The following is a 24596-nucleotide window of genomic DNA, read 5'->3' on the forward strand; positions in this document are numbered from 1 at the left end:
GGACGCGTGTCGGGGCCGGATCAGTCGGCGCGGGCCTCCCCGCCGGCCTGCTCGCCGATCGCGTCCTCCTCGGGGTCGGTCGTCGCCGCGACGCCCTCGGCGAGGGTCCGCGCGACCTGCTGCAGCAGCGGGTGCGACGGCAGGTCCTCGACGAGCACCGGCAGGGGCAGCGACCAGTTGGGCCGGTCGGTGGTGCCGGGCATGTTCGGACGGCGCCGCTCGGCGACGGCGTCGTCCAGGGTGGCCGAGAGCAGCAGCGAGGGCGCGCGCGCCAGCAGCTCGTGCGCCCGCTTCACCGCCTTGTCCACCTTCGCCTTCTTCTTCAGCCCGGGCAGGCGCTCGAGCAGCGACGACCGGCCGCGCTCGAGCTCCTCGTCGGTGCCGGTCCCGCGCTCGCGCTGCTCCTCGAGGTCGGCGCCGCTCCACAGCCCGGCCACCGTGGGCAGGTCGTGCGTGGTGATCGCGGCCATCGCCTCCTCGGGCCACTCCGCGGGGTCGTCGTCCTCGAACCACAGCAGGCGGTAGGACAGGACGCCGTGCTCGGCCATGGCCTCGCGGACGCCGTCCTCCACCGTGCCGAGGTCCTCCCCGACGACGACGGCCTGCGCCCGGTGGCTCTCCAGCGCGACGATGTCGAGCAGGTCCTCGGCCGGATAGCGGACGTAGGCGCCGTCGGCGGCGCTGCCGCCCGAGGGGACCCACCACAGCCGGAACAGGCCCATCACGTGGTCGATGCGCAGGCCGCCGGCGCCGGCCATGGTGGCGCGGATCGACTCGACGAACGGCTCGTAGTCCGCCTCCTGCAGCCGCCACGGCACCAGCGGCGGGGAGCCCCAGTCCTGCCCCTGCGAGTTGAACTCGTCCGGCGGCGCGCCCACGGTCGCGCCCTGTGCGAGCACGCCCTGCCAGGTCCACGCGTCGGCACCGCCGCCGGCCACGCCGATCGGCAGGTCCTGGATGACGGTCATGCCCTCGGTGGCGCGGTCCAGCTGCAGCGACAGGCACCACTGCAGCCAGGCGTGGAAGGCGACCTCGTGCTCGCGGTCGGCGACGAAGGCGCCGACGGCGGCGCCGCGCGGGTCGCGCGACTCCTCGGGCCAGGTGTGCCAGTCGGGGCCGTGGACGTCGGCCAGGGCGCACCAGGTGGCCCAGTCCTGCAGCTTCTGCCCCTGGTGCCACCACCAGTCGGGGAAGGCGGGGTCGTCGCGGCCGGTGGCGTCGAAGACCCGGCGCAGCACCTCGCGCTTGCGCGCCCAGATCGCGTCGCGGTCGATGAGCTCGCCGTCGGACAGCGCGCGGCCGGCGTCGCCGTCGAGGTCGACCCGGTCGGCGCCGGGCACCTCCTCGACCCGCAGGTACACCGGGTTGCGGAAGCGGCGGGTGGCCGGGAGGTAGGGGCTGGCCTCCTGCTGCGGCGTCGGCGCGACGGCGTGCAGCGGGTTGATGAGGACGAAGCCGGCGCCCTGGGCGGCGGCCATCTCGCGGACGGCGCGCAGGTCGGCGAGGTCGCCGATGCCCCAGCTGCCGCGGCTGCGGGTGGCGTAGAGCTGCACCGCCCAGCCCCAGGCGCGGTCCTCGGGCAGCCAGCAGCGGCCGGGGGAGACGACGAGCCGGCGCCGCGGCCCGTCGGGTTCCTGCAGCCAGTGGTAGCCGAGGGGGAAGTCGGCCGGCAGCTCGCCGTCGACGTGCCGGGTGGACCCGTCCTCGAGGGTCACCTCGGCCTCGTCGACCTCCAGGGCGTCGCCGGGCCGGGCGACGATGGGCGCCCGGTGCTCGAGGTCCTCGGGCGGCTCGCCGATCACCTCCCGCAGGCGCTCGATGGTGGCCTGCGCGACCTCGTGTTCCTCGTCGAGGGCGTCGAGCCAGGTGGCGTCGACGCCCCAGCGGTCGGTGCTGCTGGTGCGTGTCACCCCCCGATCCTCGGGTGCGCCCGGGGTGATCGCAGCGCAGGGCGGGAGTGGTGCCGGTCTCCCTCCGTCGACCCTCCAGCCGCTGGAGGGTGCAGGGTCGCGGGATGGACGACGGGGACGTGCGGCTGACCATCGGCGCCGTGGCCGCGCGGCTGGGCGTGCCGGTGCGCACCGTCCGGTTCTGGACCGACGAGGGACTGGTCGACCCGCCGGTCCGCTCGACGGGCGGCTACCGGCTCTACGGCCCCCGCGCCGTCGCCCGCCTGGACCTGGTCCGCACGCTGCGCGGACTGGGACTCGGGCTGCCCGCCCGTCCGGCAACTGTTGACCGCCCGCCGCGCCGTCACGGATGGCCCGCGGGCACCTGTCACGTAGCCGGCCTGCCGAGGAAGCGGCGTACCTCGTCCTCCGGGCGGAGGTCGGGGACCGCAGACCCCAACGCGTCACGGAGGTGGGACATGCCGGCGGTCGCGACCTGGCGACCCGCGGCGGCCTCGCGGTCGTACCCGGCCGGGTCCACCCGCCGCAGGTCCTGCTGCGCGTCCGTCAGTCGTCGGACCTGCCACGGCGGTGGCACGACACCGCTGATCTCCTGGTATCCCCGCAGTGCTCCACTGGCACGGCCACCGAGGCGGCAATCCTCCACAGCGTGGGAGGCCAGGACGAGTCCCTGCAGGGCGATCCCTTCCCCAAGCCGGTCGGACAGCGGAGCCGAGAGCTGCAGGGCCGCCAGGAACAGGCGGCTCGCGGCAGCAGGAGCGGCATTCCGCAGAGCCAGGTCACCGAGTGCCCGGAGGGCGGTCGCGACGGCCTTGTCGTCGCGCACGGCCCAACGCTCCTCGAGGAGTGCGGCCAGCATCCCGGGGACGTCGGGATCGCCCAGGGCGATCAGACACTGGGCGAGGTCGAGCCGGGCCATCGCGCGGCCCCACGCATGGCCCATCTCGTCGAACTGCGCAACGCTCTCGCACTGGCGGTCCCGCGCGTCTACGAACCGGCCTAGCCGGTAGTCGAGGATGCCGAGGTTGTTCAGGTTCATGCCACGCCACAGCCGCCACTGAGTGTGCCGGGTCCGCTCGTTGATCTCCAGGGCCTCCTCGAACGAGGCACGGGCGGCCTCGTGGTCCCCGCGTTCCCGCAGGACCAGGCCGAGGTTGTTCTTCGAGCCCGCCGTGAGGGCTTCTTCGCCGAGCGACGTCCGGATGGCGAGGGCCTCCGTGTGGAGCTTCTCAGCACCGGAGAGGTCGGCCATGTTGTAGGCGAAGTTGCCGGCGTCGTTGAGCACCTTCGCCCTGAGGATGCGGTACTCGACCTCGTCGGCGTCCTGGGTGGGTGGGATGGCGAGGATGCGGTCGGCGAGGTCCCGGCCCCGGGCGAAGAGGCTGCGCTCGTACCAGTAGGGCCACAGCGCTGCCATCATCCGCAGACCGAGGTGGCTGTGGCCTCTCCGGATAGTCCACTCCAGTGCGGCGCGGATGTTCTCGGACTCCGCGTCCAGCGTGTCCACCCAGCTGTCCGAGGGAGATCCCTGGACCTCTCGTCCCACGTAGTCGACGAAGTACTCGGCCATGCGGCCGAAGGCGTCGTCGTCTCCCTCCTGACCTCGCCGCGCGAAGTCAGCGATCGCCTGGTGCATCGTCATCCGGCGACCCTGGACGTCCACCAGCTCGAGCAGGCCGTTCGAGCGGAGGACGTCGACGTGCCGTCGTCCACCCGCGACGTGTCTGGCCGCCTCCCGCGAGAAGGTGTTGGCCTTGGGGGGGAAGGCCGTGAGCGCCCGTAGCGCATCGAGCTCGTCGGGCTCCAGCCCCTCGGTCGTCAGACCGATCACGGCCTGCAGGGTCCGGTGCCGGCTGCCGACCAACGGGAGGTCCTGCTGGGGGAGGTCGAGGGGCAGCTGCAGTCTCTCCTCCGCCGACAGCACGTCGTGGAGGAACTCCCGCCCAGCGTCGCTACCGAGCTCGGCCACCTCCTGGCGGAGCTTGACGCCGACCAGCACGAGCGTCAGGGGGAGGCCGTCGACCACGGTGAGGACGGCCTCGAGATCCTCACCGAACATCTGGTGTGCCCCACGGCAGTGGTGCTCGACGAGCTCCAGCGATGCACGCCGATCGAGCTGATCGACCACCGTCGCCTGGTCGGCGAAGAGAGCGGCCACCTTCGGGATCCGGGTGGTCAGCAGGTGGACGCAGTTCGTCCCGATGTCCTTGAAGAGGAGCGCATCCTCGCGGGACCACACGTCGTCGAACACCAGGAGGGCCCTCCGCTCGCCGAGGGCCTCGCTCACCAGCTGGGCCATGCGGGGGCCGTCCTCCGCGCTCTGCGCCTCGGCCCGTTCATCCGCCCTGACCCCGAGCTGTTGGGCCCACGAGGTCATGCGGTGGACCCAGTGGCTGAGGCCTGTCGTGCTCTGCCGTCCGACGGGGAGCCAGAGACGCCCGTCCGAGAAGCGTCCGAGGACCGTGTCGTCCCGGGCGGCGTTGACGGCCAGGGCGGTCTTGCCAGCCCCCGGCAGGCCGGACAGCAGCGCCGTGTCCTCGCCGGCCACCAGGCGACGCCGGACGTCCGTGAGCAGTCCCGTCCTACCGACCAGCGTGCGTGCCGCAGGGACCGACACGTCCAGGAACACGCCACTGGCCGATCGCGGAGAGGTGGTGTGTCCGTGGGGCGACGACCTCGTCCACGCACGAGGTCCCGAGTCGGCCGACAGCCAGGCGACGAGGTCCGGGTCGCTGGCGAAGGTGCGCGCCGGCAGAGCCCGGAGCTCCAGGCGGGTCCGGTCGCCGGCGTCGACATCCGACTCGATCACGCCGACGAGTTCGTCATCGACGAACACCGCCGCACCCGACATGCCGGCCCACGAGCTCTCCGGCGGATACAGGTGGTGACCGGGCGGCGCGGTCGTCCCGATGCCGTGCAGGACCGCGATCGCCCAGCGCTGGGTCTTGAACTGTGACAAGGGAGGGATCTCCCCGAACACCTGCCGGCTCTCCCGGACACGGCGTCCGGGCACCTGGTCGACGACGGGGAAGCCTACGGCCGTGCACCTGGTCGCCTCGAAGCCGGTGATGTCGGTCCATGAGGTCGACAGCTCGGGGCGCACGGGCCAGTCGGCGCCCAGTACGGCGATCAGTGCCACGTCGAGTTCGCGATGTGTCCAGACGACCGAAGCGTCCCGGAAGGACGTCTGGTCCCGGTCGAGGGGCCTGATCCGGCACCGTGGGTTGTCGGCGGTCAGCGCCGCCAGTCGCTCGGCGGTGAGGTGTTCGTCGGGTGCCGGTTCCAGCGAGGTGGGGACGGCCGCCTGCACCACGTGCTTGGCCGTGAGCACCAGCCTCGGTGTTACGAGGTACCCGGAGCCCACGCTTCCCTCAGCCGTCTGTGCGGCTTCCCTGCCGGGCACGTAGATCTCGGTGACCCGGGACGGCTCGAGCGACACGGTGCGCTCCGTCAGCCCGGGTCACTCGGGCTCGCCGGACGTGCGGCCGCTGATCTGTGCGGGCACGGCGACCCCACCGGCCTTCACCTCGACCGGTTGCATCGTCAGGGAGATCCGGTGCGTGGCCTCGTTGGACAAGCCGCCCTTCGCGCCGAAGGAGATGACGCCGAAGCGGACACCGCCATCCGCCGAGGCATCCCGGGTGACGGCCAGCTGGAACTCGATCTCGACGTCTCCGAGACGGAACTGCAGAGGGTGTCCCTGCCCCTCGACCAACGCGGCCGCCAACTCGGAGCGGAGCGCGGCGATGGTCTCGGCGAGTCCTGCTGCGATCTCCTCGGACACGGCTACACCCCCATGGTCGGTCGAACTCGAGGAGGACACACCGGAAGGCGTCACCGCGGCGTCAATCCCGACGACGCGAGCACCTGTGGCCGACGGTCGTCGGGTCGGACCGCATGCGACGTGGGCCGCGGCGGTTGCGGCGCCTGCCGGTCCACCGGGCGCGGGCCGCGACGCTGCGGTAGGCACGACCGGTGACCGTGATCGGCTTCCACAACTCCCACGAGCAGATCCACCCGGCGGACCTCCTGACCGCCGTCGCGCACGCCGAGGACGTCGGCTTCACCGCGGCGATGTGCTCCGACCACCTCGAGCCGTGGAACCCGCGGCAGGGCCAGTCGGGGTTCGCGTGGTCGTGGCTGGGCGCCGCGCTGGCCACCACCTCGCTGCCCTTCGGCGTGGTCAACGCGCCCGGCCAGCGCTACCACCCGGTGATCGTGGCGCAGGCGATCGCCACCCTCGGCGCGATGTTCCCCGGCCGGTTCTGGGCGGCGCTGGGCTCCGGCGAGGCGATGAACGAGCACGTCACCGGGCACGTGTGGCCGAACAAGGACATCCGCGACGCCCGCCTGCGGGAGTGCATCGACGTGATCCGTGCGCTGCTGGCCGGCGAGGAGGTCAGCCACGACGGGCTGGTCGTCGTCGACCGGGCGCGGATCTGGACGCTGCCCGAGCAGCAGCCGGCGCTCATCGGCCCCGCCGTCACCGCCCGCACCGCCGCCCGGCACGCCGAGTGGGCCGACGGCCTGGTCACCATCAACCAGCCGCACGACGTGCTGCGCGAGGTGATCGGCGCGTACCGCGACGCGGGCGGCCAGGGGACGCTGACCATCCAGGTGCACGTCTCCTGGGACCCCGACGAGGACCGCGCGCTGGCGATGGCGCACGACCAGTGGCGCAGCAACGTCTTCCCGCCGCCGCTGTGCTGGGACCTCGACACGACGACGTCCTTCGACCAGGCCAGCGCGCACGTGCGCCCCGAGGACGTGACCTCCGCCGTCCGGGTGTCCTCCGACCTCGGGCAGCACGCGCAGTGGATCGCCGAGTACGTCGACCTCGGGTTCGACCAGGTCTACCTGCACCACGTGGGCAAGGAGCAGCGGCCGTTCCTCGACGCCTTCGGGGAGTCCGTGCTGCCGCAGCTCGGGGTCACCCGGCCCGCGCCCGCGGTGGCGACGCGGCCGCTGCGCCCGGAGCAGGAGCCGCAGCCCGCCCTCCTGAAGTAGGCGCCGCCCGTGTTGATCATCGGCTGTGTGTCGCACCCGCCGGCGTGTCGGCGCGTGTCGCGTTCATGCAGCCGATGATCGAGACGGCGGGCGGCGCGTGGCCGCACCGCAGGGGCCACTCGTCCGCGTGGTCCCCGTGGCGCCGCGTAGCCCGCGGTCGCCGTGTCCGAGCAGGGTGGCGGCGTGGTGCACTCACCCCTCGTGTCCACACTGGCCGGACTCCTCGTGGGACTGGGCCTCTACCTCGTGATGCCGGCGGTGGTGCCCGAGCCGGTGTCGCCGCGCTGGCGACTCGGGGCCGCGGTGGTCGTGGCGGTCCTGATCGGCTCGCTGTTCTCCTTCGTGCGGGGTGGCCTGGGCCAGAGGTGAGGGCCGGAACCGGCTCGAGGCAGAGGTCGCCCCAGCGGGCGCCGTCCACCGAGCCCGCGTCGTCCTGTTGCCCCGCGACGGCGCGGTCGACAGTCTCGCCTCCGTGAAGATCACCGACACGGCCGACGTCTGGTGGAAGACGGCGGTCGTCTACTGCCTCGACGTCGAGACCTACCTGGACTGGAACGGCGACGGCTGCGGTGACTTCGCCGGCCTCGCGCAGCGCATCGACCACCTGGCCGACCTCGGCGTCACCTGCCTGTGGCTGATGCCCTTCTACCCGACCGCCGAGCGGGACGACGGCTACGACATCACCGACTTCTACGGCGTCGATCCGCGGCTGGGGACCCACGGCGACCTGGTCGAGGTGATCCGCACCGCCAACGACCGCGGCATCCGGGTGATCGCCGACCTCGTCGTCAACCACACCTCGGTGGAGCACCCGTGGTTCCAGCGGGCGCGGCAGAGCCGGGACGACCCCTTCCACGACTTCTACGTGTGGCGCGACGACGAGCCGCCGGACACCTCCGACCAGGTCGTCTTCCCCGACCAGGAGAACTCGGTCTGGACGTACAACGAGCCGACGGGGGAGTGGTACCTGCACCGCTTCTACAAGGAGCAGCCCGACCTCGACGTCACCAACCCCCGGGTCCGCGACGAGGTCGCCAAGATCATGGGGTTCTGGCTGCAGCTGGGCCTGTCGGGCTTCCGCGTCGACGCCGTCCCCTTCTTCCTCGAGACACAGGGCGCGGACCCTGACCTCCCCGACCCCCACGAGTACCTGCGGGACCTGCGGTCCTTCCTCGGCCGCCGCACCGGCAGCGGCGTCCTGCTCGGCGAGGTGAACCTCCCGCACGACCAGCAGCGGGACTTCTTCGGCGGCGACGACGGCGACGAGCTGACCATGCTCTTCGACTTCATCGGCATGCAGGCGATGTACCTGTCCCTGGCCCGCGCCGACGCCGCCCCGTTGGTGGAGGCGCTCACCGAGCGGCCGTTCGTCGACCCGGACAGCCAGTGGGCGACCTTCGTCCGCAACCACGACGAGCTCACCCTCGACAAGCTCTCCGAGGACGAGCGCAAGGAGGTCTTCGCCGCCTTCGGGCCGGAGGAGCGGATGCAGGTCTACGGCCGCGGCCTGCGCCGGCGGCTGCCGCCGATGCTCGACGGCGACCCGCGGCGGGTGCGCATGGTCTACAGCCTGCTGTTCTCGCTGCCCGGCACGCCGGTGCTCTTCTACGGCGAGGAGATCGGGATGGGCGAGGACCTCTCCGCCGAGGGCCGGCTCGCCGTGCGCACCCCGATGCAGTGGACGTCGGGCGTCAACGGCGGGTTCTCTCCCGCCGACCCCGACCGGCTGCCCGGCCCGGTGGTCTCCGGCGGCTTCGCCCCCGAGTTCGTCAACGTGGCCGACCAGCGCCGCGACGAGGACTCGATGCTGTCGTTCACGAAGCTGCTCATCCGCCGTTACCGGGAGTCGCCGGAGCTGGGGTGGGGGTCGTTCCGGGTGCTGGAGCAGCCGCACGCCGCGGTCCTGGCGCACGTGTGCGAGTGGGACGACGGCACGCTGCTCGCCGTCCACAACCTCGGGCCCGAGCCACGCACGGTGCCACTGCGCCTCGACGGCTGCGACGCCTCCCACCGGCTGGAGGACCTGCTGGTCACCCAGTCCACGGGAATCGGGGAGGACGGCGCGGTCGAGCTCACCCTCGACGGCTACGGGTACCGCTGGCTGCGGGTCGTGTCGGAGGACAGCCGCCGGCTGCTCTGAGCCCCCGGACCGGAGCGCGGGGGCACGCGCGGTCACGCCCGGTCGACGAACCGTGGCCGCGCGCCGCGACCTCCGGGCGCGGTCCCGGCGAGGTCGCGCCGCGCCCGCCTGACCTGCCCGGACCCGTCAGGGGTGCGCCCTAGCGTCGCGGGTGATGACCGAGCCCGCCGTCCCCGTCCCCGCGCCCGCCGCCCCGCCGACCGCCCCGCCGACGGCACCGCCTCCCGCCCCGGCACCCACCGCGGGCGTCCCCGCCGGGTCCGCGCCGCCGACCGCCCCCGGAACGGTCCCGGGGCCGCCCGGCGCGACCGCCGTCGGCGCCAGCACGGTGCCCCCCGGCACCGGGAGCGCCGTGTCCCCCGGTACCGCCGCCCCTGCCCCCGGCGGCCCTCCCGGCGGACCGTCCGCGGCGGTCGTCGACGACGGCCCGCACCCGACGGGGCCGGTCACCGGCCGACCCGCGGCACCGCCGGTGGCGCGGCGGCGCCGGACCGACCCGCTGACCCGCATGGGCCCGTGGGCGCCGGTCGCCGGTGCCGTCGTCGGCCTGCTCGCCGGGCTGCTCGCCGTGCTGCTGCTCCGGGGCCGGGCCGACGCCTTCGGCGAGGGCCTGGCGCTGGTGTTCCTCGTCGTCGGCCTCACCATGCTCGGCGCGGCCGGGGCGCTGCTGGCCGACGAGGTGCGGCTGGTGCGCCGCGGCGCGCGCGAGGCCGCCGTCCGCCCGGCCTGGGTGGAGGTGACCGCGGGCCTGATCAACGGGCTGACGCCGGCCCGGCTGCTGCTCGGGTCGAGCGCCTTCGTGCTCTTCCTCGCCGCCTACGTCGCGCGCTGACGGCGGCGCCTCAGCGGTTGCTGGGGTCGCGCAGCTCGGCGGGGTCGAGCCGGCCCTCGACGATGTCCTCGGCGACGTCGTCGACCACCCGGCCGCTGGCGAAGGCGTGCGCGCGCAGGACGGTGAGGGTGTCGACGACGTCGAGGCCGAGGGCCACCGTGGCCTGGCCCGTCGCCTGCCACACCCGGCTGCGGCGGCGGGCGGCGGGGGAGTCCCACCACCGGGCCCCGCCCTCGTCGGCGGACACCCCGCCCGAGGTGCGCACCAGCTCCTCGGTCAGGCAGAGCACGACCGCCTCGACGTCGTCGCGGGGGACCTGGGTCAGCGTGATCAGGTCCCGCGCGTAGAGGTCGACGATGACGGTGGGGCCCAGCGGCGGGGCCAGGGGTACCGAGAACACCGCCCGGAACGGCGTCTCGCCGAGCAGGGCGGTGTGCAGGTCCGGCCAGTTGCGGTTGATGTCGTCGAGGTCGAAGACGATCGCGCTGCCGGTGTCATGGGCGCGCAGGCAGGGGCCGTCGCCGGTGGTGAACTGCAGCTGCTCGGCGTGCGAGGTGACGCGGTCGCTCGCGCCGATCGGCGTCCGCAGTCCCGCGCCCTCGTGGATGCTCAGCGCCACGCCGTCCACGCCGACCGCCTCCGCGGCCGCGCGGGCCAGCCGCGAGGGCACCATCTCCAGACCGCCCTCGTCCGGTTCGGCCGGCTCGCTCAGCGCCTGCAGGAACCGCCCCGCCGCATCCGTCTCCGCCACCGTCTGCCTCCCTGTCGTCCCGATCGCCCGCACAGCCTGCCCGGAACCGGGCCCTGGACACCACCCGGGTGCCGCGGTGGCCTCACCGGTAGGCGTCGACGGCCAGGACGGCGGCCAGTGCCAGCCCGGCCAGCGCGATCAGCCGGCGCAGCGCGCCCTGCGGTGCCCGGCGCACCACCCGCGGGCCGAGCCGCCCCCCGACGAGGCAGCCCAGCGCCAGCGGCAGGGCCGCGCTCCAGGCCACCGGCGACAGCAGCACGAACCCGAGCGCGGCCACCGCGTTGGCCGACCCGAGGACGACGTTTTTGACCGCGTTGCTGCGCGGCAGCCCCTCGCCGGTGCCCAGCAGGACGAGGGCGAGTAGCAGCACGCCGGCCGCGGCGCCGAAGTACCCGCCGTAGACGGCGACCGCGGCGGTGGCGGCGACCAGCCACCACGGGTCGCGCTCGCCGTGCGCCCGCCGGCCCTCGGCGGCCAGCTCCGCGGGCGGGCGCTGCAGCAGGATGGCGACGGCCGCGGCGGCGATGAGCACCGGCACCAGCCGCTCGAACGCCTCGGCCGGGGTGACCAGCAGCAGCGCCGCGCCCGCTGCTCCGCCGAGCACCCCGGCGACGGCCAGCGGCACCAGCCGCCGGCCCTGACCGGCCAGCTCGGGTCGAGACGCGCTCACCGACCCGACGCTGGTGAGCACCAGTGCGACGGTGTTGGTGACGTTCGCGGTCACCGGCGGCAGCCCGGTCGCCAGCAGTGCCGGGTAGCTCACCAGCGAGGCCAGCCCGGCGATGCTGCCCGTCAGGCCGGCGCCGACCCCGGCGAGCACCAGCAGCAGCCACTCGACGGCGCTCACCGGGTCACCAGCACGCCGATGGCCACACAGCCCAGCACGACGATCGCCGTCCGCAGGACCGCCGCAGGCAGCCGGCGGCCGTAACGGGCACCCACCATCCCGCCCACCACCGAGCCGCCGGCGACCAGCCCGGCGGCGGTCCAGTCGACCCGGTCGGTGGCCACGACGACGTAGGCCACCGCCGCGACGGCGTTCACCGCGGCGCTGAGCACGTTCTTGAGCGCGTTGAGCCGCTGCAGCGGCTCGGCCAGCAGCAGCCCGAACACCCCCACCTGCAGCACGCCCTGGCTGGCGGCGAAGTAGCCGCCGTAGCTGCCGGTCGCGTAGGCGCCGGCGACCAGGCCGGCCAGCCGCCAGCCGCGCGGGGTGGTGCCCGGCTCGCCGTGCCGGGCGGCCAGCCGCCGGGTGAGCAGCGGCTGGAGGGCGACGAGCACGACCGCGAGCCCCACCAGCACGGGCACCACGGCCTCGAACGCCGCAGCGGGGAGGGTCAGCAGCAGGACCGCGCCGGTCAGGGCGCCCAGCGCCGAGGCCGGCAGCAGCCGCAGCACCAGGCCGCGCTGTCCGGCCAGTTCGCGGCGGTAGCCGACCGCGCCGCTGACGTTGCCCGGCACCAGGCCCAGCGTGTTGGACACGCTCGCGGTCACCGGCGGCAGCCCGGTGGCCAGCAGCACCGGGAAGGTCACCAGCGTCCCCGACCCGACGACGGCGTTGATCGCGCCCGCTGCGCACCCGGCCACGGCGACGGCGAGCGCCTCCCAGCCGGTCATCCGGACATCACCGGCGAGCGTGGCACACGCCGGGGAGGCCGCCCGTGACCACCCCGGGTGCACCGGGCACTCGTTCGACGGGAGACCCCGCGGCGGCCGGGGTGATCACGGACTCCCGGTCGACGTCGCCGGTCACGGCAGTGCGGCGACGCGGGCCGGCAGGTCCGCGTCCAGCGGTCGGTCGGCGTACACCAGGCGCTCGGCGGCCAGTCCCTGCCCCCGCGCGGCCGGCGTGAACCGGTAGTGGAGGTCCCACCAGTCGGTGCCGTCCCGGCGCGCGCAGCCGCCGGTGCCCACGACCTGGCCGGCCCGCAGGCCGCCGAGGTCCGCGCGCAGCCGCGCCGTCCAGTACCCGAGCCCGTCGCGCGCCCAGTGCCGCTGCGAGTGCGCGATCCCCGCGGTGGTCTGCTCCGCCGAGGTGCGTCGGCCCGAGGGCAGGTGTTCCCACGTGCCGGGGTCGGACAGCAGTGCGGCGTGCGCGTCCAGGTCGCCGGGGACGACGGCGTCCAGTCGCAGCCGCGGGGTGGTCAGGTGCCGGAGGTCCACGCGTCGTCCCTGCGGCCGGCGTCGACGACGCGCAGGACCAGCTCCCCGGCCTCGTCGGAGGCGGCGAGGTCGACCTCGGCGTCGATGCCCCAGTCGTGGTCGCCGGCGGGGTCGTCGACGATCTGCCGCACCCGCCACACGCCCGGCGTCCCCCGGTCCCACACGAGCAGGGCGGGGCCGCGGGCGTCGGCACCGGTGCGCACCTCGCCGTGGTCGGCGAAGTAGCCGCGGACCACCTCGCCCCACCGCTCGGCGTCCCAGCCGGAGCCGGCGTCGAGCTCGCCGAGGTCGTACCAGCGCCGCCGCGCCCAGAGCTGCACGCGGGCGAAGAGTGCGTTGCGGACCATCGCGGTGAACGCCCGCTCGTTGCCGGTCAGCGGCCGCGCCCGGGCCGGGACGGCGACCGGCACGTCCAGCGGCGAGTCCGGGCTGGTCAGCTGCTCCCACTCGTCGAGCAGGCTGGAGTCCACCTGCCGCACCAGCTCGCCGAGCCACTCGACGACGTCGGTGACCTCCTCGGTGCGCGCGGCCGCCGGCACCCCCGACCGCAGCGCCTTGACCGCGTCGGACAGGTAGCGCAGCACGGCGCCCTCCGCGCGGGTCAGGCCGTAGTCGCCGACCAGCTCCTTGAACGTCATCGCGCGCTCCCACGTCTCCCGGACGACGGACTTCGGAGAGGGGTGCGCGTCGGCGGCCCACGGGTTGCTGCGCACGTAGACCTCGAAGGCGTGCTCCAGCAGCTCCTCGAGCGGCTTCGGGTAGGTGACGTCGTCGAGCAGCTCGATCCGCTCGTCGTACTCGATGCCCTCGGCCTTCATCTGCGCCACGGCCTCGCCGCGGGCCTTGTTCAGCTGCGCGGCCAGGATCTGCCGGGGGTCGTCGAGGGTCGCCTCCACGACGCTGACGACGTCGAGGGCGAAGGTGTCCGACGCCGGGTCGAGCAGCTCGATCGCGGCCAGCGCGAAGGTCGACAGCGGCTGGTTGAGGGCGAAGTCCGGCGGCAGGTCGACCGTCAGCCGGTACCGGCGCCCGTCGGGCCCGGGCTCGGCCAGCCGCTCCAGCACCCCGGCCTGCAGCAGCGAGCGGGCGATGCCGACCGCCTCGCGGATGAGCCGCAGCTGCCGCCTGCGCGGCTCGTGGTTGTCGGTGAGCAGGTGCCGCAGCGCCGCGACCGGGTCGCCGGGCCGGTCGACGACGTCGAGCAGCATCGCCGTCGTCACCCGCATGGAGCTGGAGAGCTGTTCGGGCTCGGCGGCGACCAGGCGGTCCATCGTCGCCTGAGACCAGGGCACCATCCCCTCGGGCACCTTCCGGCGCACGAGCTTGCGGCGCTTCTTCGGGTCGTCGGCGACCTTGGCGAACTGCCGCAGGTTCTCGACCTCGTGCTCGGGCGCCTGGACGACGACGGTGCCCGCGGTGTCGTAGCCCGCGCGCCCCGCGCGCCCGGCGATCTGGTGGAACTCGCGGGCGTTGAGCAGCCGGGTGCGGGTGCCGTCGTACTTCGACAGCGCGGAGAACACGACGGTGCGGATCGGCACGTTGATGCCGACGCCGAGGGTGTCGGTGCCGCAGATGACCTTGAGCAGGCCGGCCTGGGCGAGCTGCTCCACCAGCCGTCGGTACTTGGGCAGCATCCCGGCGTGGTGGACGCCGATGCCGTGGCGCACCAGCCGCGACAGCGTCGTCCCGAACGCCGAGGTGAACCGGAACCCGCCGATGGCCTCGGCGATCGCGGCCTTCTCCTCCTTGCTGCACACGTTCACGCTCGTCAGCGCCTGCGCCCGCTCGAGCGCCTGGGCCTGGGTGAAGTGCACGACGTAGACCGGCGCCTGCCGGGTGTCGAGCAGCTCCTGGATGGTCTCGTGCGCCGGCGTCGTCGCGTAGTAGTGGTGCAGCGGGACCGGGCGCTCGGCACCGGCCACCAGCGCCGTCGGCCGGCCGGTGCGGCGGGTGAGGTCCTCGCGCAGCCGGTCGGTGTTGCCCAGGGTGGCGCTCATCAGCAGGAACTGGGCGCGGGGGAGCTCCAGCAGCGGCACCTGCCACGCCCAGCCGCGGTCGGGGTCGCCGTAGAAGTGGAACTCGTCCATGACCACGAGACCGATGTCGGCGTCGGCGCCCTCGCGCAGCGCCACGTTGGCGAGGATCTCGGCGGTGCAGGCGATGACCGGCGCGCCGGCGTTGACGCTCGCGTCCCCGGTGAGCATGCCCACGTTGGCCGCGCCGAAGACCCCGCACAGGGCGAAGAACTTCTCGCTGACGAGGGCCTTGATCGGCGCCGTGTAGTAGCTGCGCCGCCCGGCGGCCAGCGCGGCGTACTGCGCGCCGGTGGCCACCAGCGACTTGCCCGAGCCGGTCGGCGTCGCGAGGACCACGTTGGCCCCGCTGACCAGCTCGATCAGCCCCTCCTCCTGGTGCGGGTACAGCGGCGTGCCGCCGTCGGCCGCCCAGGCGGCGAAGGAGGTGAACAGGTCGTCGGGGTCGCTGCCGCGTGCCCGCAGGGCGACGAGGTCGCCGGGGTCGTCGAGCAGGGGGCGGGGCGCGGTCCCTGTCGTCGGAGAGGTCGTCATCGTGGGCACCAGCGTGCCCGACGGCGCCGCGCTTCCCGCGGACCGCCCTCGGTCACGAGACGACAACGACTGCTGCGTCCCCGCGCACCTGCTGCCGATCAGGTGAGAAGGTGAACAACGAGTGAACGAGAGGTGGATGGAAGCATGCGCGTAGAGGAACGACCGTTGGTCCGCTGGGTTCCCGTCGTCGGCCGGGACGGCCGCCGGCACCTGGAGATGCGCTGGGAGCTGCCCTCGGCCGCGCCGGTGCAGGTGGCCCGCGCGGCCTGACGCCGCCCGGCCCGCGGGTTCGGACCGGGGAGCGCGGGTAGGCGGGACCGCGACGCGACGTGGGGGGAGACGACCCCCGCCGTCGTGCGCCGTCCGCCCAGCGCACCGAGGAGAGCCCCGTGTCGTCACCCCGCCCCGAGTCCCAGCCCGAGCAGCAGCAGACCCCGCCCGGGACGCTGGGCGAGATGGACCCCAAGCCCGACCACGGTGAGGAGAGCTACCAGGGGTCGGGCAAGCTGACCGGCAAGGCCGCCGTCGTCACCGGCGGCGACAGCGGCATCGGCCGCGCGGTCGCCATCGCCTTCGCCCGCGAGGGTGCCGACGTCCTCATCTCGTACCTGAACGAGCACGAGGACGCCGAGGACACCGCGACGTACGTGCGCGAGGCCGGCCGCAGGTGCGTGCTGGTGGCCGGTGACCTCTCCGACCGCGCGCACGCCAAGACGATCATCCCGAAGGCCGTCGAGGAGTTCGGCAGGGTCGACGTCCTGGTGAACAACGCCGCCTTCCAGATGTCGCACGACACGCTGGAGGAGGTCTCGGACGAGGAGTGGGACCACACGGTCGCCACCAACCTCACGGCGATGTTCGTCCTCTGCAAGGACGCCGTCCCGCACATGCCCTCGGGCGGGTCGATCATCAACTCGTCGTCGGTGAACTCCGACATGCCGAGCCCCAGCCTGGCGCCCTACGCGATGACCAAGGCCGGCATCGCGAACTTCACCGCCAGCCTCGCGCAGATGTACGCGGACAAGGGCATCCGGGCCAACAGCGTGGCGCCCGGGCCGGTGTGGACGCCGCTGATCCCCGCGACCATGCCCGAGGAGAAGGTGGCCAGCTTCGGCGAGCAGGTGCCGATGGGCCGTGCGGCGCAGCCGGCCGAGCTCGCGCCGGTGTACGTGCTGCTCGCCAGCGACGAGGCGTCCTACGTCTCGGGCGCCCGGGTGGCCGTGACCGGCGGCAACCCCATCCTCTGAGCCGGCGCCCACGGACGATCAGCTGAGCTCAGCGCCACGCGTCCTGGCTCACCGCCGGCGGTGAGCCAGGACGCAGCACGACCAGGTCACCTGATCGTGCGCGCGAGCGCGGCGATGCCGGCCGGGCCGACCCGGCAGCAGCCGCCGACCAGCCGGGCGCCGGCGCTCACCCAGGCCGCGGCGTCGCCGGCGGGGACCTCCCCGGTGCCGGTCCAGCGCCGCGCCGCGGCGTCCCAGTCCTCGCCGCTGTTCGGATAGGCCACCAGCGGCACCCCGGCGGCGGCCGCGGCCCGCAGTGCCGGGAGCACCCCGGCCGGGTCGGTGCAGTTGACGCCGACGGCGACCACCTCGGCCACGCCGCGGGCCATCGCGAGCACCTCGGCGGCCGGCTCCCCGCGGCGGGTGCGGGCCACGCCGTCGGCGCCGACCACCGTGGTGAGGGACAGCCACACCGGCACGCCGAGCGACGTCGCCTCGGCCAGCAGCGCCTCGACCTCGGCGGCGGCCGGCAGGGTCTCGCAGGCCAGCACGTCGGCTCCCGCCTCGGCCAGCGCCGCCATCCGCGGCCGGTGGAAGGCGCGCAGGGCGCCGACGCCGACCTCGGCCACGTAGGCGCCGGTGTACTCCGAGCCGTCGGCCAGCGCGGCGCCGTAGGGGCCGACCGACCCGGCGACCCACGATCCCGGCGCGCCCTCGCGGGCCAGGCGCACCGAGCGGGCGACCAGCCCCAGCGCCTCGTCCCGGTCCACGCCCACGGAGGCGAAGCCCTCGACGCTCGCCTGGTAGCTGACCGTCGTCGCCACCCGTGCGCCCGCGGCAGCGAAGGCGGCGTGCGCCGCGACGACGGCGCCCGGGTCGTCGCGCAGCAGCCGCGCCGACCACAGTGCCGAGGCGACGTCGTGCCCGCGGGCCTCCAGTTCGGTGGACAGGCCGCCGTCGAGCACGACGGGGCCGGCGGCGAGTGCGGCGGGCAGAGGTGTCACCGCCCCATCGTCCCGGTCAGCGCGGAGCGCGGTCGGCCCGCAGGATCGGGGGATGGTCTTCATCTGGAGCAGCAACTGGCGTCCGCGCCGGCGCCGGCGGTACGGCCCGTCCCGCGGCTACGGGTACGGGCCCCGCTTCGGCCCCGGGTACGGCCGCGCGTACGGCCCGCCGCCCGGCTACGGCTACCGCCGGAACGACTCGTGCCTGCGCGACCTGCTGTTCCTCAACACCGGCTGCTGCCTGGCCAACGCCGTCGGCTGCAGCGTCGACGGGATGTTCCTGGTGCCCACGACGGTGCGGCACGTGCACCGCGCAGGCACGGGGCCGCGGGGTTCCCGCGCCGCCGAGCGACTGGTGGCGGCCGTACGGGTCTACCAGCGCGAGATCAGCCCGGCGCGGCCGCCGTGCTGCTCGTTCAGCCCCACCTGCTCGGCCTACGCCGTCGAGGCGCTCGAGCGCCACGGTGCCCGGCGCGGCACGTGGCTGACCCTGCGCCGGCTGGTGCGGTGCCGGCCGGGCGCCGCCGGCGGAGCCGACCCGGTCCCTGCCGCCGCCTGAGCGGCGCGGGTCAGCCCGGCTGGTAGGGCGGGGCCACCCCCCAGCCCCACCGCGGCACCGGGGCGTGCTCGGCGACGGCGGCCCCCGTCTGGGAGTTGGCCAGGGCCAGGCGGGTGCCCCACTCGACGTAGCCGACGAAGGCCGCACGGAACTCGGGGTCGTCGGGCAGGCCGGCGTCGTCGGCGGCACGGCTCATCAGCGTGGCGAAGCGGAAGCGCTGCTCGGGCACCAGGTCCAGCCGGCGGTGGTGGGCCAGCATCCGCTCGTAGCCGCCGAGCTCCTCGGTGTAGCGCGCCGGCCCGCCGAACACCTCGCACCACCACAGGGTCACGTGGGCGCGGTGCGACTCGGTCACGCCGCCGGGGAACAGGGGACCGAGCAGGTCGTCGCGCTCGACCCGGTCGTAGAAGGCGTCGATCAGGCGCCGGAAGGCGACGTCGCCCCCGGCCCACTCGTAGAGCGTGGGAGGCATGCCGCCAGCGCACCACGGCCCCGGGTGGCGGGGAAGGGATCAGCGCGCGGCCCGGTAGTGGCCGAGCACCACGCCGGTGGTCGTCGGCACCGCCTCGACCAGCTCCCAGCGCAGGTGCGCGCCGTCCGGGAAGAGCCTCCGGCCGCTGCCCAGGACCACCGGGGCGACGGCGAGCCACGCGTCGTCCACCAGCCCCGCCGGGAACAGGGTGGCCAGCAGGTCCGGGCTGCCGAGCACCGTGAGGTCGACGTCGACGGCGGCCTTGAGGTCGGCGACCGTGGTGGCGGCGTCGCCGGCCAGTACGGTGGTGTTGGCCCAGGTGGGGGACCAGCCCGGGTTGCGCGTCGCGACGTACTTCTGCCGGGCGTCGAGCAGCGGGCCGAACGGGTTGTCCGTGGTGCCCGCCCATGCGGCCTGCATCGACTCGTAGGTGCGCCGGCCGAAGAGCATGGCGCCCTCGCCGGCCATCCCGCGGCCCATCACCTCGCCGAGGACGGCGTCGGGATAGGGCGCGAACCAGCCGCCGTGGGCGAACCCGCCACGGGTGTCCTCGTCCGGACTGCCGGGTGCCTGCACGACGCCGTCCAGGCTCACGTTCTCGACGATGCTGATGCCGCCCATCGCTCCTCCTCCGGTCGACTGCTACTGAATTAGTAGTAGCCGCTAGCGACGGCGTAGCGCAAGGGCTACCGTCGTCGACGTGTCCGACCGGCGCAGCTACGACGACCCGTGCGGGGTGGCCCGCGCCCTCGACGTCGTGGGGGAGCGGTGGGCGCTGCTCGTCGTCCGCGAGCTCCTGCTCGGGCCCAAGCGCTACACCGACCTGGCCCGCGGCCTGCCCGGCAGCAGCCCCACCGTGCTCAGCCAGCGCCTGCGCGACCTGGAGGCCGCCGGGATCGTCGAGCGCTCGGTGGCCGGCCCGCCGGTGGGCGGCCGGGTGTACGCGCTGACCCCGCACGGCCGGGAGCTCGAGGACGTGCTGGTGGCGCTCGGCCGCTGGGGCTCGCGCACGGTGCAGACCGCGGCCGGCGAGCTGACGCCCGATGCGTTCGTCCTCGCCCTGCGCACCGTGGCCGACCCCGCGCGCCTCGCCGGCTGGTCGGCGCGGGTGGAGCTGGGGATCGAGGACCCCGGCGCGCCGGACCGGGTCACCCTCACCGTCGCGGGCGGACGGCTGTCGGCGATCCGGGGTGCCGCCGACCGGCCCGACGCCGTGCTGTCCGGCCGGTCCTCCGCGCTGCGCCCCGTGGCGTTCGGCCGCCGGTCCCTCGACGACGCCCTGACCGCCGGGGACCTGCGCGTCGACGGCGACGCCGCCGTCGTGCGGCGGCTGCTGGGCGCGCTCGTCCCGCCGGTGCCGGCCCGGGCCCGGGCCCGGACGCAGGACGGCCCCCCGGCGACCGCCGGGGGGCCGTCCTGGGAGCGGGTCAGTTCACCCGCACCTGCATGAAGGTGTCCTGCGCGCTGGTGCTGACCACGGTGATCCGGGTGCCCGTGCGCGGCACGTCCACGCCGGTCCAGCCGTTGGCGTCCGCCTGCTCACCGGGTGCCACGTACCAGTCCCGCGTGTCGTCGAAGGTCGGCACCGCGGGCAGCCCGCCGTAGGTGCCGGCCACGCCGGTGTCGGGGTCGTGCAGGGTGATCCGGTCGGTCACCTGGCGCCCGAAGGTCGAGTCGTGGGACTGGACCCGCGGCCGCCAGCTCTCGCCGTCGGTGCGGTCGGTGCCCTCGTCGTCCGTGGGCTCGTACAGCAGCCCGGGGTGGGCGTCGACCGGCAGGATCAGGCCGGCACCGGGGTGGGTGCCGACGTTGTTGTCGGTGTACTGCTCGTTCCAGTAGCTGATGAGCAGGCCGTCCTGGTAGGGGAGCCGCTCGGCCCAGTCCGGACGCGCCGGGTCGCCGAAGTTGTACGGGCCGGTGCGCAGGCCGGCGTCGTAGCCGGTGTAGGTCCGGTTCTCGGCGATGTAGGCGTTGAAGTGCGACTCCGTCGCCGTGCCCGTGGTGACGGTGAACCCGTCGAGCGTCCAGGTCGTCACCGGGGCGCCGCCGATCGAGACGGCGTCCACCTGCAGGCCGGGCTCGCTGGCGGCGCCGTCGGTCCAGTAGCGGAAACCCACCTGGGCGCCGTCCGGGACCGAGCTGACGTCGGCGCTGAGGTCGACCCACTCGCCGTCGGTGGTCCCGGTGATCCCGTTGCCGGCGTTCTGGCCGTTGGGGTCGGTCGACGTCGAACGGTTCGTCGGCAGCGGCGTGAACGTGGTGCCCTGCAGGTAGCCGACGTAGGCGTAGTCCCAGTCCTCCTCGATCTGGTAGTCCACCTTCGCCGTCAGCGTCGTCGCGCCGGCCGGCTTGGCGGTCAGCATCGTGTTGTCGAGGTCGTCGCCCGAGCCCGAGTACCAGTAGTCCGCGCCCTCGAACGGCGCCCCGATGGTCGTGGTGACCTCGCGGTCGGGCAGCAGGACGACGAGCGCCTGCGCCTGCCGGGTGGTCGCCGTCGACGGGCCGAGCCGGGTGTCGGCCCGGGCGCCGGGCTGCACCGTCTCGTAGTTGAGCCAGCCCAGCTGCAGCTTCTCCCACGCGCCCATGTGGATCGGCCGGGTGCCGATGCCGTCGGCCGGGTCGCCGCTGCTGCCGTAGGACCCCGAGCTCATCAGCGACCAGAAGGCGGTGCTGTTCTCGGCGCCGCCGCTGTTGCCGGAGGTGTCGTACAGGTCGGGCAGGCCGAGGTCGTGGCCGAACTCGTGGGCGAAGACGCCGACGCCGCCGTTCTCCGGCTCCACGGTGTAGTCGCCGATCCAGTAGCGCGACTCGCCGACCTGCGTGCCGCCGAGCGGGTTCACCGCGCCGTCGACCGTCGGGCCGCCGGCGCCGATGCGGGTCTGCTGGTTGTACCAGCGGTGGCTCCAGATGGCGTCCTCGCCGAGGGCCCCGCCGCCGACCTCCTCGCCCATGCCGGAGTGCACGGCCTGGAAGTGGTCGATGTAGCCGTCGGCCTCGTCGAAGTCCCCGTCGCCGTCGTGGTCGTAGCGGTCCCAGACGTCGAACTGCGAGAGGTACTCGTCGATCTGGGCGGCCGTCCGCCCGGCCGCCAGCTGGCCGGTGTACCAGGTGTCGACGCTGTCGTTGACGAAGGCCCACGGGCGCTGGCCGTCGTCGCCCGCGCCGTAGGACCCGCCGTCGCCCGGCACCTGCACCCAGTCCTCGACCTCACCGGTGACGGTGTAACGGCCCGAGGACAGCTCCTCGTAGAAGTCGGCGACCGAGTCGACCCCGTCCTCGGTGCCGTAGAGCAGTCGGTCGAAGTAGGGCTGGGAGAAGTCCTCGGTCCAGATGGTGGAGTTGTCCACGGTCCGGTCGGGCCGCTCGATCGTGTTGTGCGGCAGGTCGCTGAACTCGCCGAGGACGGTCCAGATCGCGTCGCTGTCCTCCTGGGCCAGCTCGACGTACTGACCCCGCGCGACCTCGACGACCCGGTTGGGGCCCTGCGGCGTGGACTCGCCCTGGAGGACCTGCTCGAGGGCCTGCTCGCGAAGCTCGCGCTGCTTGTCGCCGAGCGGGTTGGGCAGGTCGTGCGCCCGGGCCGGACCCGCGGCGGCGTCCTCCGGTGGCGGTGCTGCGTGCGCGGTGGTCGCGGGCATGGCCACGACCAGCGCGGCACCCACGACCAGGGGAAGAGCTCTCTTCTTCAAGGATCGTCTCCCGAGTGTCGGACGAGGGCCGCCGATCCCGGTGGGGATCCACCGGGATCACGGTGCGGCAGCCCGGGCTGACGTTAGGTAGGCGAAGTAACGACGTCCACTCTTCGTGAGCGATCGGTGACAAACGATACGGACTGGTCCGCGTTGGCGCAGGTCACGGCCGACAGGGCGGACGGCCGGGTCGTCGCGGCGGCCGCGCGACGGGCGTGTCGACACGCCGGGGGAGGCGGCGGCCCCCTGACCGCGGCCCCGCACGGGTCGGCGAGACTGGGTCGGTGCCCGCCAGCGACGACGCTTCCGGTGACCTCCCGGTCACCGGCTCGCTCGTCGTCCCCGCCACGGCGCTGTCGTGGCGGTTCTCCCGGTCCTCGGGCCCCGGCGGGCAGGGCGTCAACACCGCCGACTCCCGCGTCGAGCTGTCACTCGCCCCGCTGGAGCTGCGCGGGCTCACCGACGTGCATCGGCAGCGGCTGGCCGAGCGGCTGGGGACGCGGCTGGTCGACGGCGTCCTGACCGTCACGGCCAGCGAGCACCGCCAGCAGCTGCGCAACCGGGCGGCGGCCCGCGAGCGGATGGCCGCGGTCCTGCGCGCGGCGCTCGCCGCACCGCCCGCGGCCCGCCGGCGCACGAAGCCGACCCGCGGCTCGCAGGAGCGGCGGATCGCGGAGAAGAAGCGGCGCGGCGAGATCAAGCGCCGCCGCGGCAGCTGGGACTGACGCCGCGGGCTAGAGCTCGGGCATCGGCACGCCGGGCGGCCGGACGGCGACCCACAGCGGCAGCTGCCCGTCGGCCGAGCGCGTCGCCTGCGTCACCTCGAAGCCCAGGCCGCGGGCGAAGCGCACGATCGCCCAGGCCGGCGCCACCAGCGCGGCGGGCACGCCCTCGGCGTCGCAACGGGCGAGCGCCGGGCCGAGCACCGCCCCGCCCAGCCCGCGACGGCGGGAGCGCGGCCGGGTGCCCAGCGCGCGCAGCCGCCAGTGCGGCCCGTCGGGGAGCGCGGCGGCCAGTTCGGCCTCGGTCCGGGCGACGGCGTCGGCGCGGTCGGCGTGCAGCCGCGGCACCTCCCGGTCGAGCGCGGCCCGGACGTCGGCGGGGACCGGTGTCGCCGCACCGGAGGGGGCGTCCCACGAGGCCACCGCGTCGACGTCCTCGCTGACCCAGGTGGTCCCGGTGGTGACGCCGCGGTGCCCGTCGAGCTCGGCGAGGCGGGTCAGCCGCTGCGTGCGCCCGTCGACCGGCAGCGCCCAGCGGACCCAGCGCGACTCGGCCAGCGCCACGGTGAGGGTCGCGGCGATCCGCGGCACGTCACGCGGCTCGGCCGCCCGGATGAGCGGGACACCGACGTGGACGGTCCGCCCGGGTTCGCTCATGCCCGCCATGACACCACGGGCGCGGGGAACGGGCCCGGACACGGCAGCGGGGCCGGTCCCTGGTGTGGGACCGGCCCCGCCGTGACCGTGCGACTCAGACGTCGAAGCCGGCGCGGTCGACCTTGCGGTGGTACCGGGTGCCGAGCTTGCCGCCCAGGACGGCACCGAGCAGCGTGACCAGCAGCGCGGCGATGCCGGCGATGATCCCGGCGGTGGTCAGGGTGTCCCCGCTGATCGGGATGCTGGGCAGGTTCAGCTGCGAGAGCACGTTGTACTCCGAGCCGAGCACCGCGCCGAGGACGGCCAGGACGATGATGATCAGCAGGCCGATCACCCACACGGCGATGCCCTGCTTGACCCCGTCGAAGCGGGCCATGCGCCCGGCGACGTAGCCGCCGGCGAGATAGGCCAGGAACAGCACGACCAGCAGCGTGATGCCGCCGACGAGGCCGATGGTGTCGGCCTGTTCGGTCGCCTGGTCGGCGGCCTGGGCGGCGCTGGAGACCTGGGTCAGGCCGAAGGCGACGCCGGCAGCGGACAGCAGGGCCAGCAGGATGACGGCCAGGCCGTTGGCGGACAGCCAGCCGAAGAAGGCCGCTCCCCACTTGATCCCGCCGAAGCGCTCGTGCTGCGCGTCGACGGCGTCACGGGCCGTGCCGCGGGTGGCCGACGCGCCGACCGATCCGGAGGTGGCGTCGCCGCCGCCGAGAGAGGAGCTCATGGTGCCTTCCTGAGGAAACGAGGGGTGCCGGGCGGACCGGCCGGCGAGGGCCGGCCGGTCCGCGGCGGGATCAGCGACGACGGGTCGTCGGGTCGACGTCGCCGTCGACCTCGATCTGCTCCTTGCGCACCTGCTCGGAGACCTGCTGCTGCTCGGTGACCGTCTGGGTGTCCAGG

At 74.5% G+C, this 24596-nt stretch carries 22 protein-coding genes and 1 pseudogene; 9 read left to right on the forward strand and 14 right to left on the reverse strand.

The genetic code is table 11. The features are described from left to right. Positions 1-20: 20 nt before the first annotated feature. Entirely contained in the window at positions 21-1910 is a 1890-nt protein-coding gene (malQ, locus tag HLV61_RS09495) for a 4-alpha-glucanotransferase (protein ID WP_369254645.1), read from the reverse strand. A 104-nt stretch (positions 1911-2014) separates the two neighbouring features. On the opposite strand from malQ, the pseudogene HLV61_RS09500 reads away from it, so the two are divergent. Further along, positions 2015-2203 (forward strand): annotated as a pseudogene (locus HLV61_RS09500) (MerR family transcriptional regulator); the annotation flags it as partial. 74 nt (positions 2204-2277) lie between these two features. Here the strand turns inward: HLV61_RS09500 and HLV61_RS09505 are convergent. Continuing rightward, on the reverse strand, positions 2278-5349 hold the full coding sequence (locus tag HLV61_RS09505) for an NB-ARC domain-containing protein (RefSeq protein ID WP_369254647.1): 3072 nt from the start codon (positions 5347-5349) through the stop codon (positions 2278-2280). 21 nt (positions 5350-5370) lie between these two features. Further along, positions 5371-5694, reverse strand: coding sequence for a trypco2 family protein (locus HLV61_RS09510; protein WP_369254649.1), 324 nt, complete (start codon positions 5692-5694; stop codon positions 5371-5373). A gap of 191 nt (positions 5695-5885) precedes the next feature. Between HLV61_RS09510 and HLV61_RS09515 the strand changes: the two genes are divergently transcribed. From HLV61_RS09515 to HLV61_RS09530, 4 genes are all read left to right on the forward strand, one after another. Beyond that, positions 5886-6917, forward strand: coding sequence for a TIGR03885 family FMN-dependent LLM class oxidoreductase (locus tag HLV61_RS09515; protein ID WP_369254651.1), 1032 nt, complete (start codon positions 5886-5888; stop codon positions 6915-6917). Between the two features lie 183 nt (positions 6918-7100). Continuing rightward, positions 7101-7286 carry a hypothetical protein gene (locus HLV61_RS09520; RefSeq protein WP_369254653.1) on the forward strand — a complete coding sequence of 62 codons (186 nt, stop codon included), beginning with the start codon at positions 7101-7103 and terminating at the stop codon, positions 7284-7286. 103 nt (positions 7287-7389) lie between these two features. Beyond that, positions 7390-9057 carry an alpha-amylase family protein gene (locus HLV61_RS09525; protein ID WP_369254655.1) on the forward strand — a complete coding sequence of 556 codons (1668 nt, stop codon included), beginning with the start codon at positions 7390-7392 and terminating at the stop codon, positions 9055-9057. Between the two features lie 154 nt (positions 9058-9211). Further along, positions 9212-9889: a hypothetical protein gene (locus HLV61_RS09530; protein WP_369254657.1), complete on the forward strand. Its 678-nt coding sequence runs from the start codon at positions 9212-9214 to the stop codon at positions 9887-9889. A gap of 10 nt (positions 9890-9899) precedes the next feature. Here the strand turns inward: HLV61_RS09530 and HLV61_RS09535 are convergent, their stop codons facing one another. The 5 genes from HLV61_RS09535 to HLV61_RS09555 form a co-directional block, all read right to left on the reverse strand. After that, positions 9900-10640: a hypothetical protein gene (locus HLV61_RS09535; RefSeq protein WP_369254659.1), complete on the reverse strand. Its 741-nt coding sequence runs from the start codon at positions 10638-10640 to the stop codon at positions 9900-9902. 82 nt (positions 10641-10722) lie between these two features. Further along, positions 10723-11487: a sulfite exporter TauE/SafE family protein gene (locus tag HLV61_RS09540; protein ID WP_369254661.1), complete on the reverse strand. Its 765-nt coding sequence runs from the start codon at positions 11485-11487 to the stop codon at positions 10723-10725. After that, positions 11484-12257 (reverse strand): sulfite exporter TauE/SafE family protein, encoded by a 774-nt coding sequence (locus HLV61_RS09545; protein ID WP_369254663.1) that lies wholly within the window; start codon positions 12255-12257, stop codon positions 11484-11486. The genes HLV61_RS09540 and HLV61_RS09545 overlap by 4 nt, the downstream gene beginning before the upstream one ends. A gap of 132 nt (positions 12258-12389) precedes the next feature. Beyond that, entirely contained in the window at positions 12390-12803 is a 414-nt protein-coding gene (locus HLV61_RS09550; RefSeq protein WP_369254665.1) for a GNAT family N-acetyltransferase, read from the reverse strand. Further along, positions 12785-15370 (reverse strand): DEAD/DEAH box helicase, encoded by a 2586-nt coding sequence (locus tag HLV61_RS09555; protein ID WP_369254667.1) that lies wholly within the window; start codon positions 15368-15370, stop codon positions 12785-12787. The genes HLV61_RS09550 and HLV61_RS09555 overlap by 19 nt, the downstream gene beginning before the upstream one ends. Positions 15371-15759: 389 nt before the next feature. Here HLV61_RS09555 and HLV61_RS09560 point away from each other — a divergent pair, with 389 nt between their 5' ends. Then, positions 15760-16617 carry an SDR family oxidoreductase gene (locus tag HLV61_RS09560; protein WP_369254669.1) on the forward strand — a complete coding sequence of 286 codons (858 nt, stop codon included), beginning with the start codon at positions 15760-15762 and terminating at the stop codon, positions 16615-16617. Between the two features lie 86 nt (positions 16618-16703). Here the strand turns inward: HLV61_RS09560 and mmuM are convergent, their stop codons facing one another. Beyond that, on the reverse strand, positions 16704-17600 hold the full coding sequence (gene mmuM / locus HLV61_RS09565; RefSeq protein ID WP_369254671.1) for a homocysteine S-methyltransferase: 897 nt from the start codon (positions 17598-17600) through the stop codon (positions 16704-16706). Positions 17601-17652: 52 nt separating this feature from the next. Here mmuM and yidD point away from each other — a divergent pair, with 52 nt between their 5' ends. Further along, a complete protein-coding gene (gene yidD / locus HLV61_RS09570) occupies positions 17653-18159 on the forward strand; it encodes a membrane protein insertion efficiency factor YidD (protein WP_369254673.1) in 507 nt (168 codons plus the stop codon). A 10-nt stretch (positions 18160-18169) separates the two neighbouring features. Here the strand turns inward: yidD and HLV61_RS09575 are convergent, their stop codons facing one another. Next, the gene (locus HLV61_RS09575; protein WP_369254675.1) at positions 18170-18631 is read right to left on the reverse strand and encodes a group II truncated hemoglobin; all 462 of its coding nucleotides are present in this window, start codon (positions 18629-18631) and stop codon (positions 18170-18172) included. Positions 18632-18670: 39 nt separating this feature from the next. Further along, a complete protein-coding gene (locus HLV61_RS09580) occupies positions 18671-19252 on the reverse strand; it encodes a dihydrofolate reductase family protein (protein WP_369254677.1) in 582 nt (193 codons plus the stop codon). A 79-nt stretch (positions 19253-19331) separates the two neighbouring features. On the opposite strand from HLV61_RS09580, the gene HLV61_RS09585 reads away from it, so the two are divergent. Then, positions 19332-20081, forward strand: a complete 750-nt coding sequence (locus tag HLV61_RS09585; protein WP_369254679.1) for a winged helix-turn-helix transcriptional regulator — start codon at positions 19332-19334, stop codon at positions 20079-20081. On the opposite strand, the gene HLV61_RS09590 is transcribed toward HLV61_RS09585, so the two are convergent. Next, entirely contained in the window at positions 20059-22320 is a 2262-nt protein-coding gene (locus HLV61_RS09590; protein ID WP_369254681.1) for an immune inhibitor A domain-containing protein, read from the reverse strand. The two genes, HLV61_RS09585 and HLV61_RS09590, sit on opposite strands and share 23 nt — an antisense overlap. A gap of 284 nt (positions 22321-22604) precedes the next feature. Between HLV61_RS09590 and arfB the strand changes: the two genes are divergently transcribed. Beyond that, positions 22605-23045 (forward strand): alternative ribosome rescue aminoacyl-tRNA hydrolase ArfB, encoded by a 441-nt coding sequence (arfB, locus tag HLV61_RS09595; protein WP_369254683.1) that lies wholly within the window; start codon positions 22605-22607, stop codon positions 23043-23045. Between the two features lie 9 nt (positions 23046-23054). On the opposite strand, the gene HLV61_RS09600 is transcribed toward arfB, so the two are convergent. Together HLV61_RS09600 and HLV61_RS09605 are read right to left on the reverse strand one after the other, a co-directional pair. Beyond that, on the reverse strand, positions 23055-23699 hold the full coding sequence (locus tag HLV61_RS09600; RefSeq protein ID WP_369254685.1) for an N-acetyltransferase: 645 nt from the start codon (positions 23697-23699) through the stop codon (positions 23055-23057). Positions 23700-23793: 94 nt separating this feature from the next. Beyond that, on the reverse strand, positions 23794-24420 hold the full coding sequence (locus tag HLV61_RS09605) for a hypothetical protein (protein ID WP_369254687.1): 627 nt from the start codon (positions 24418-24420) through the stop codon (positions 23794-23796). Between the last annotated feature and the right edge of the window lie 176 nt (positions 24421-24596).

Source organism: Geodermatophilus amargosae, assembly GCF_041028265.1.
Taxonomy (GTDB): domain Bacteria; phylum Actinomycetota; class Actinomycetes; order Mycobacteriales; family Geodermatophilaceae; genus Geodermatophilus; species Geodermatophilus amargosae_A.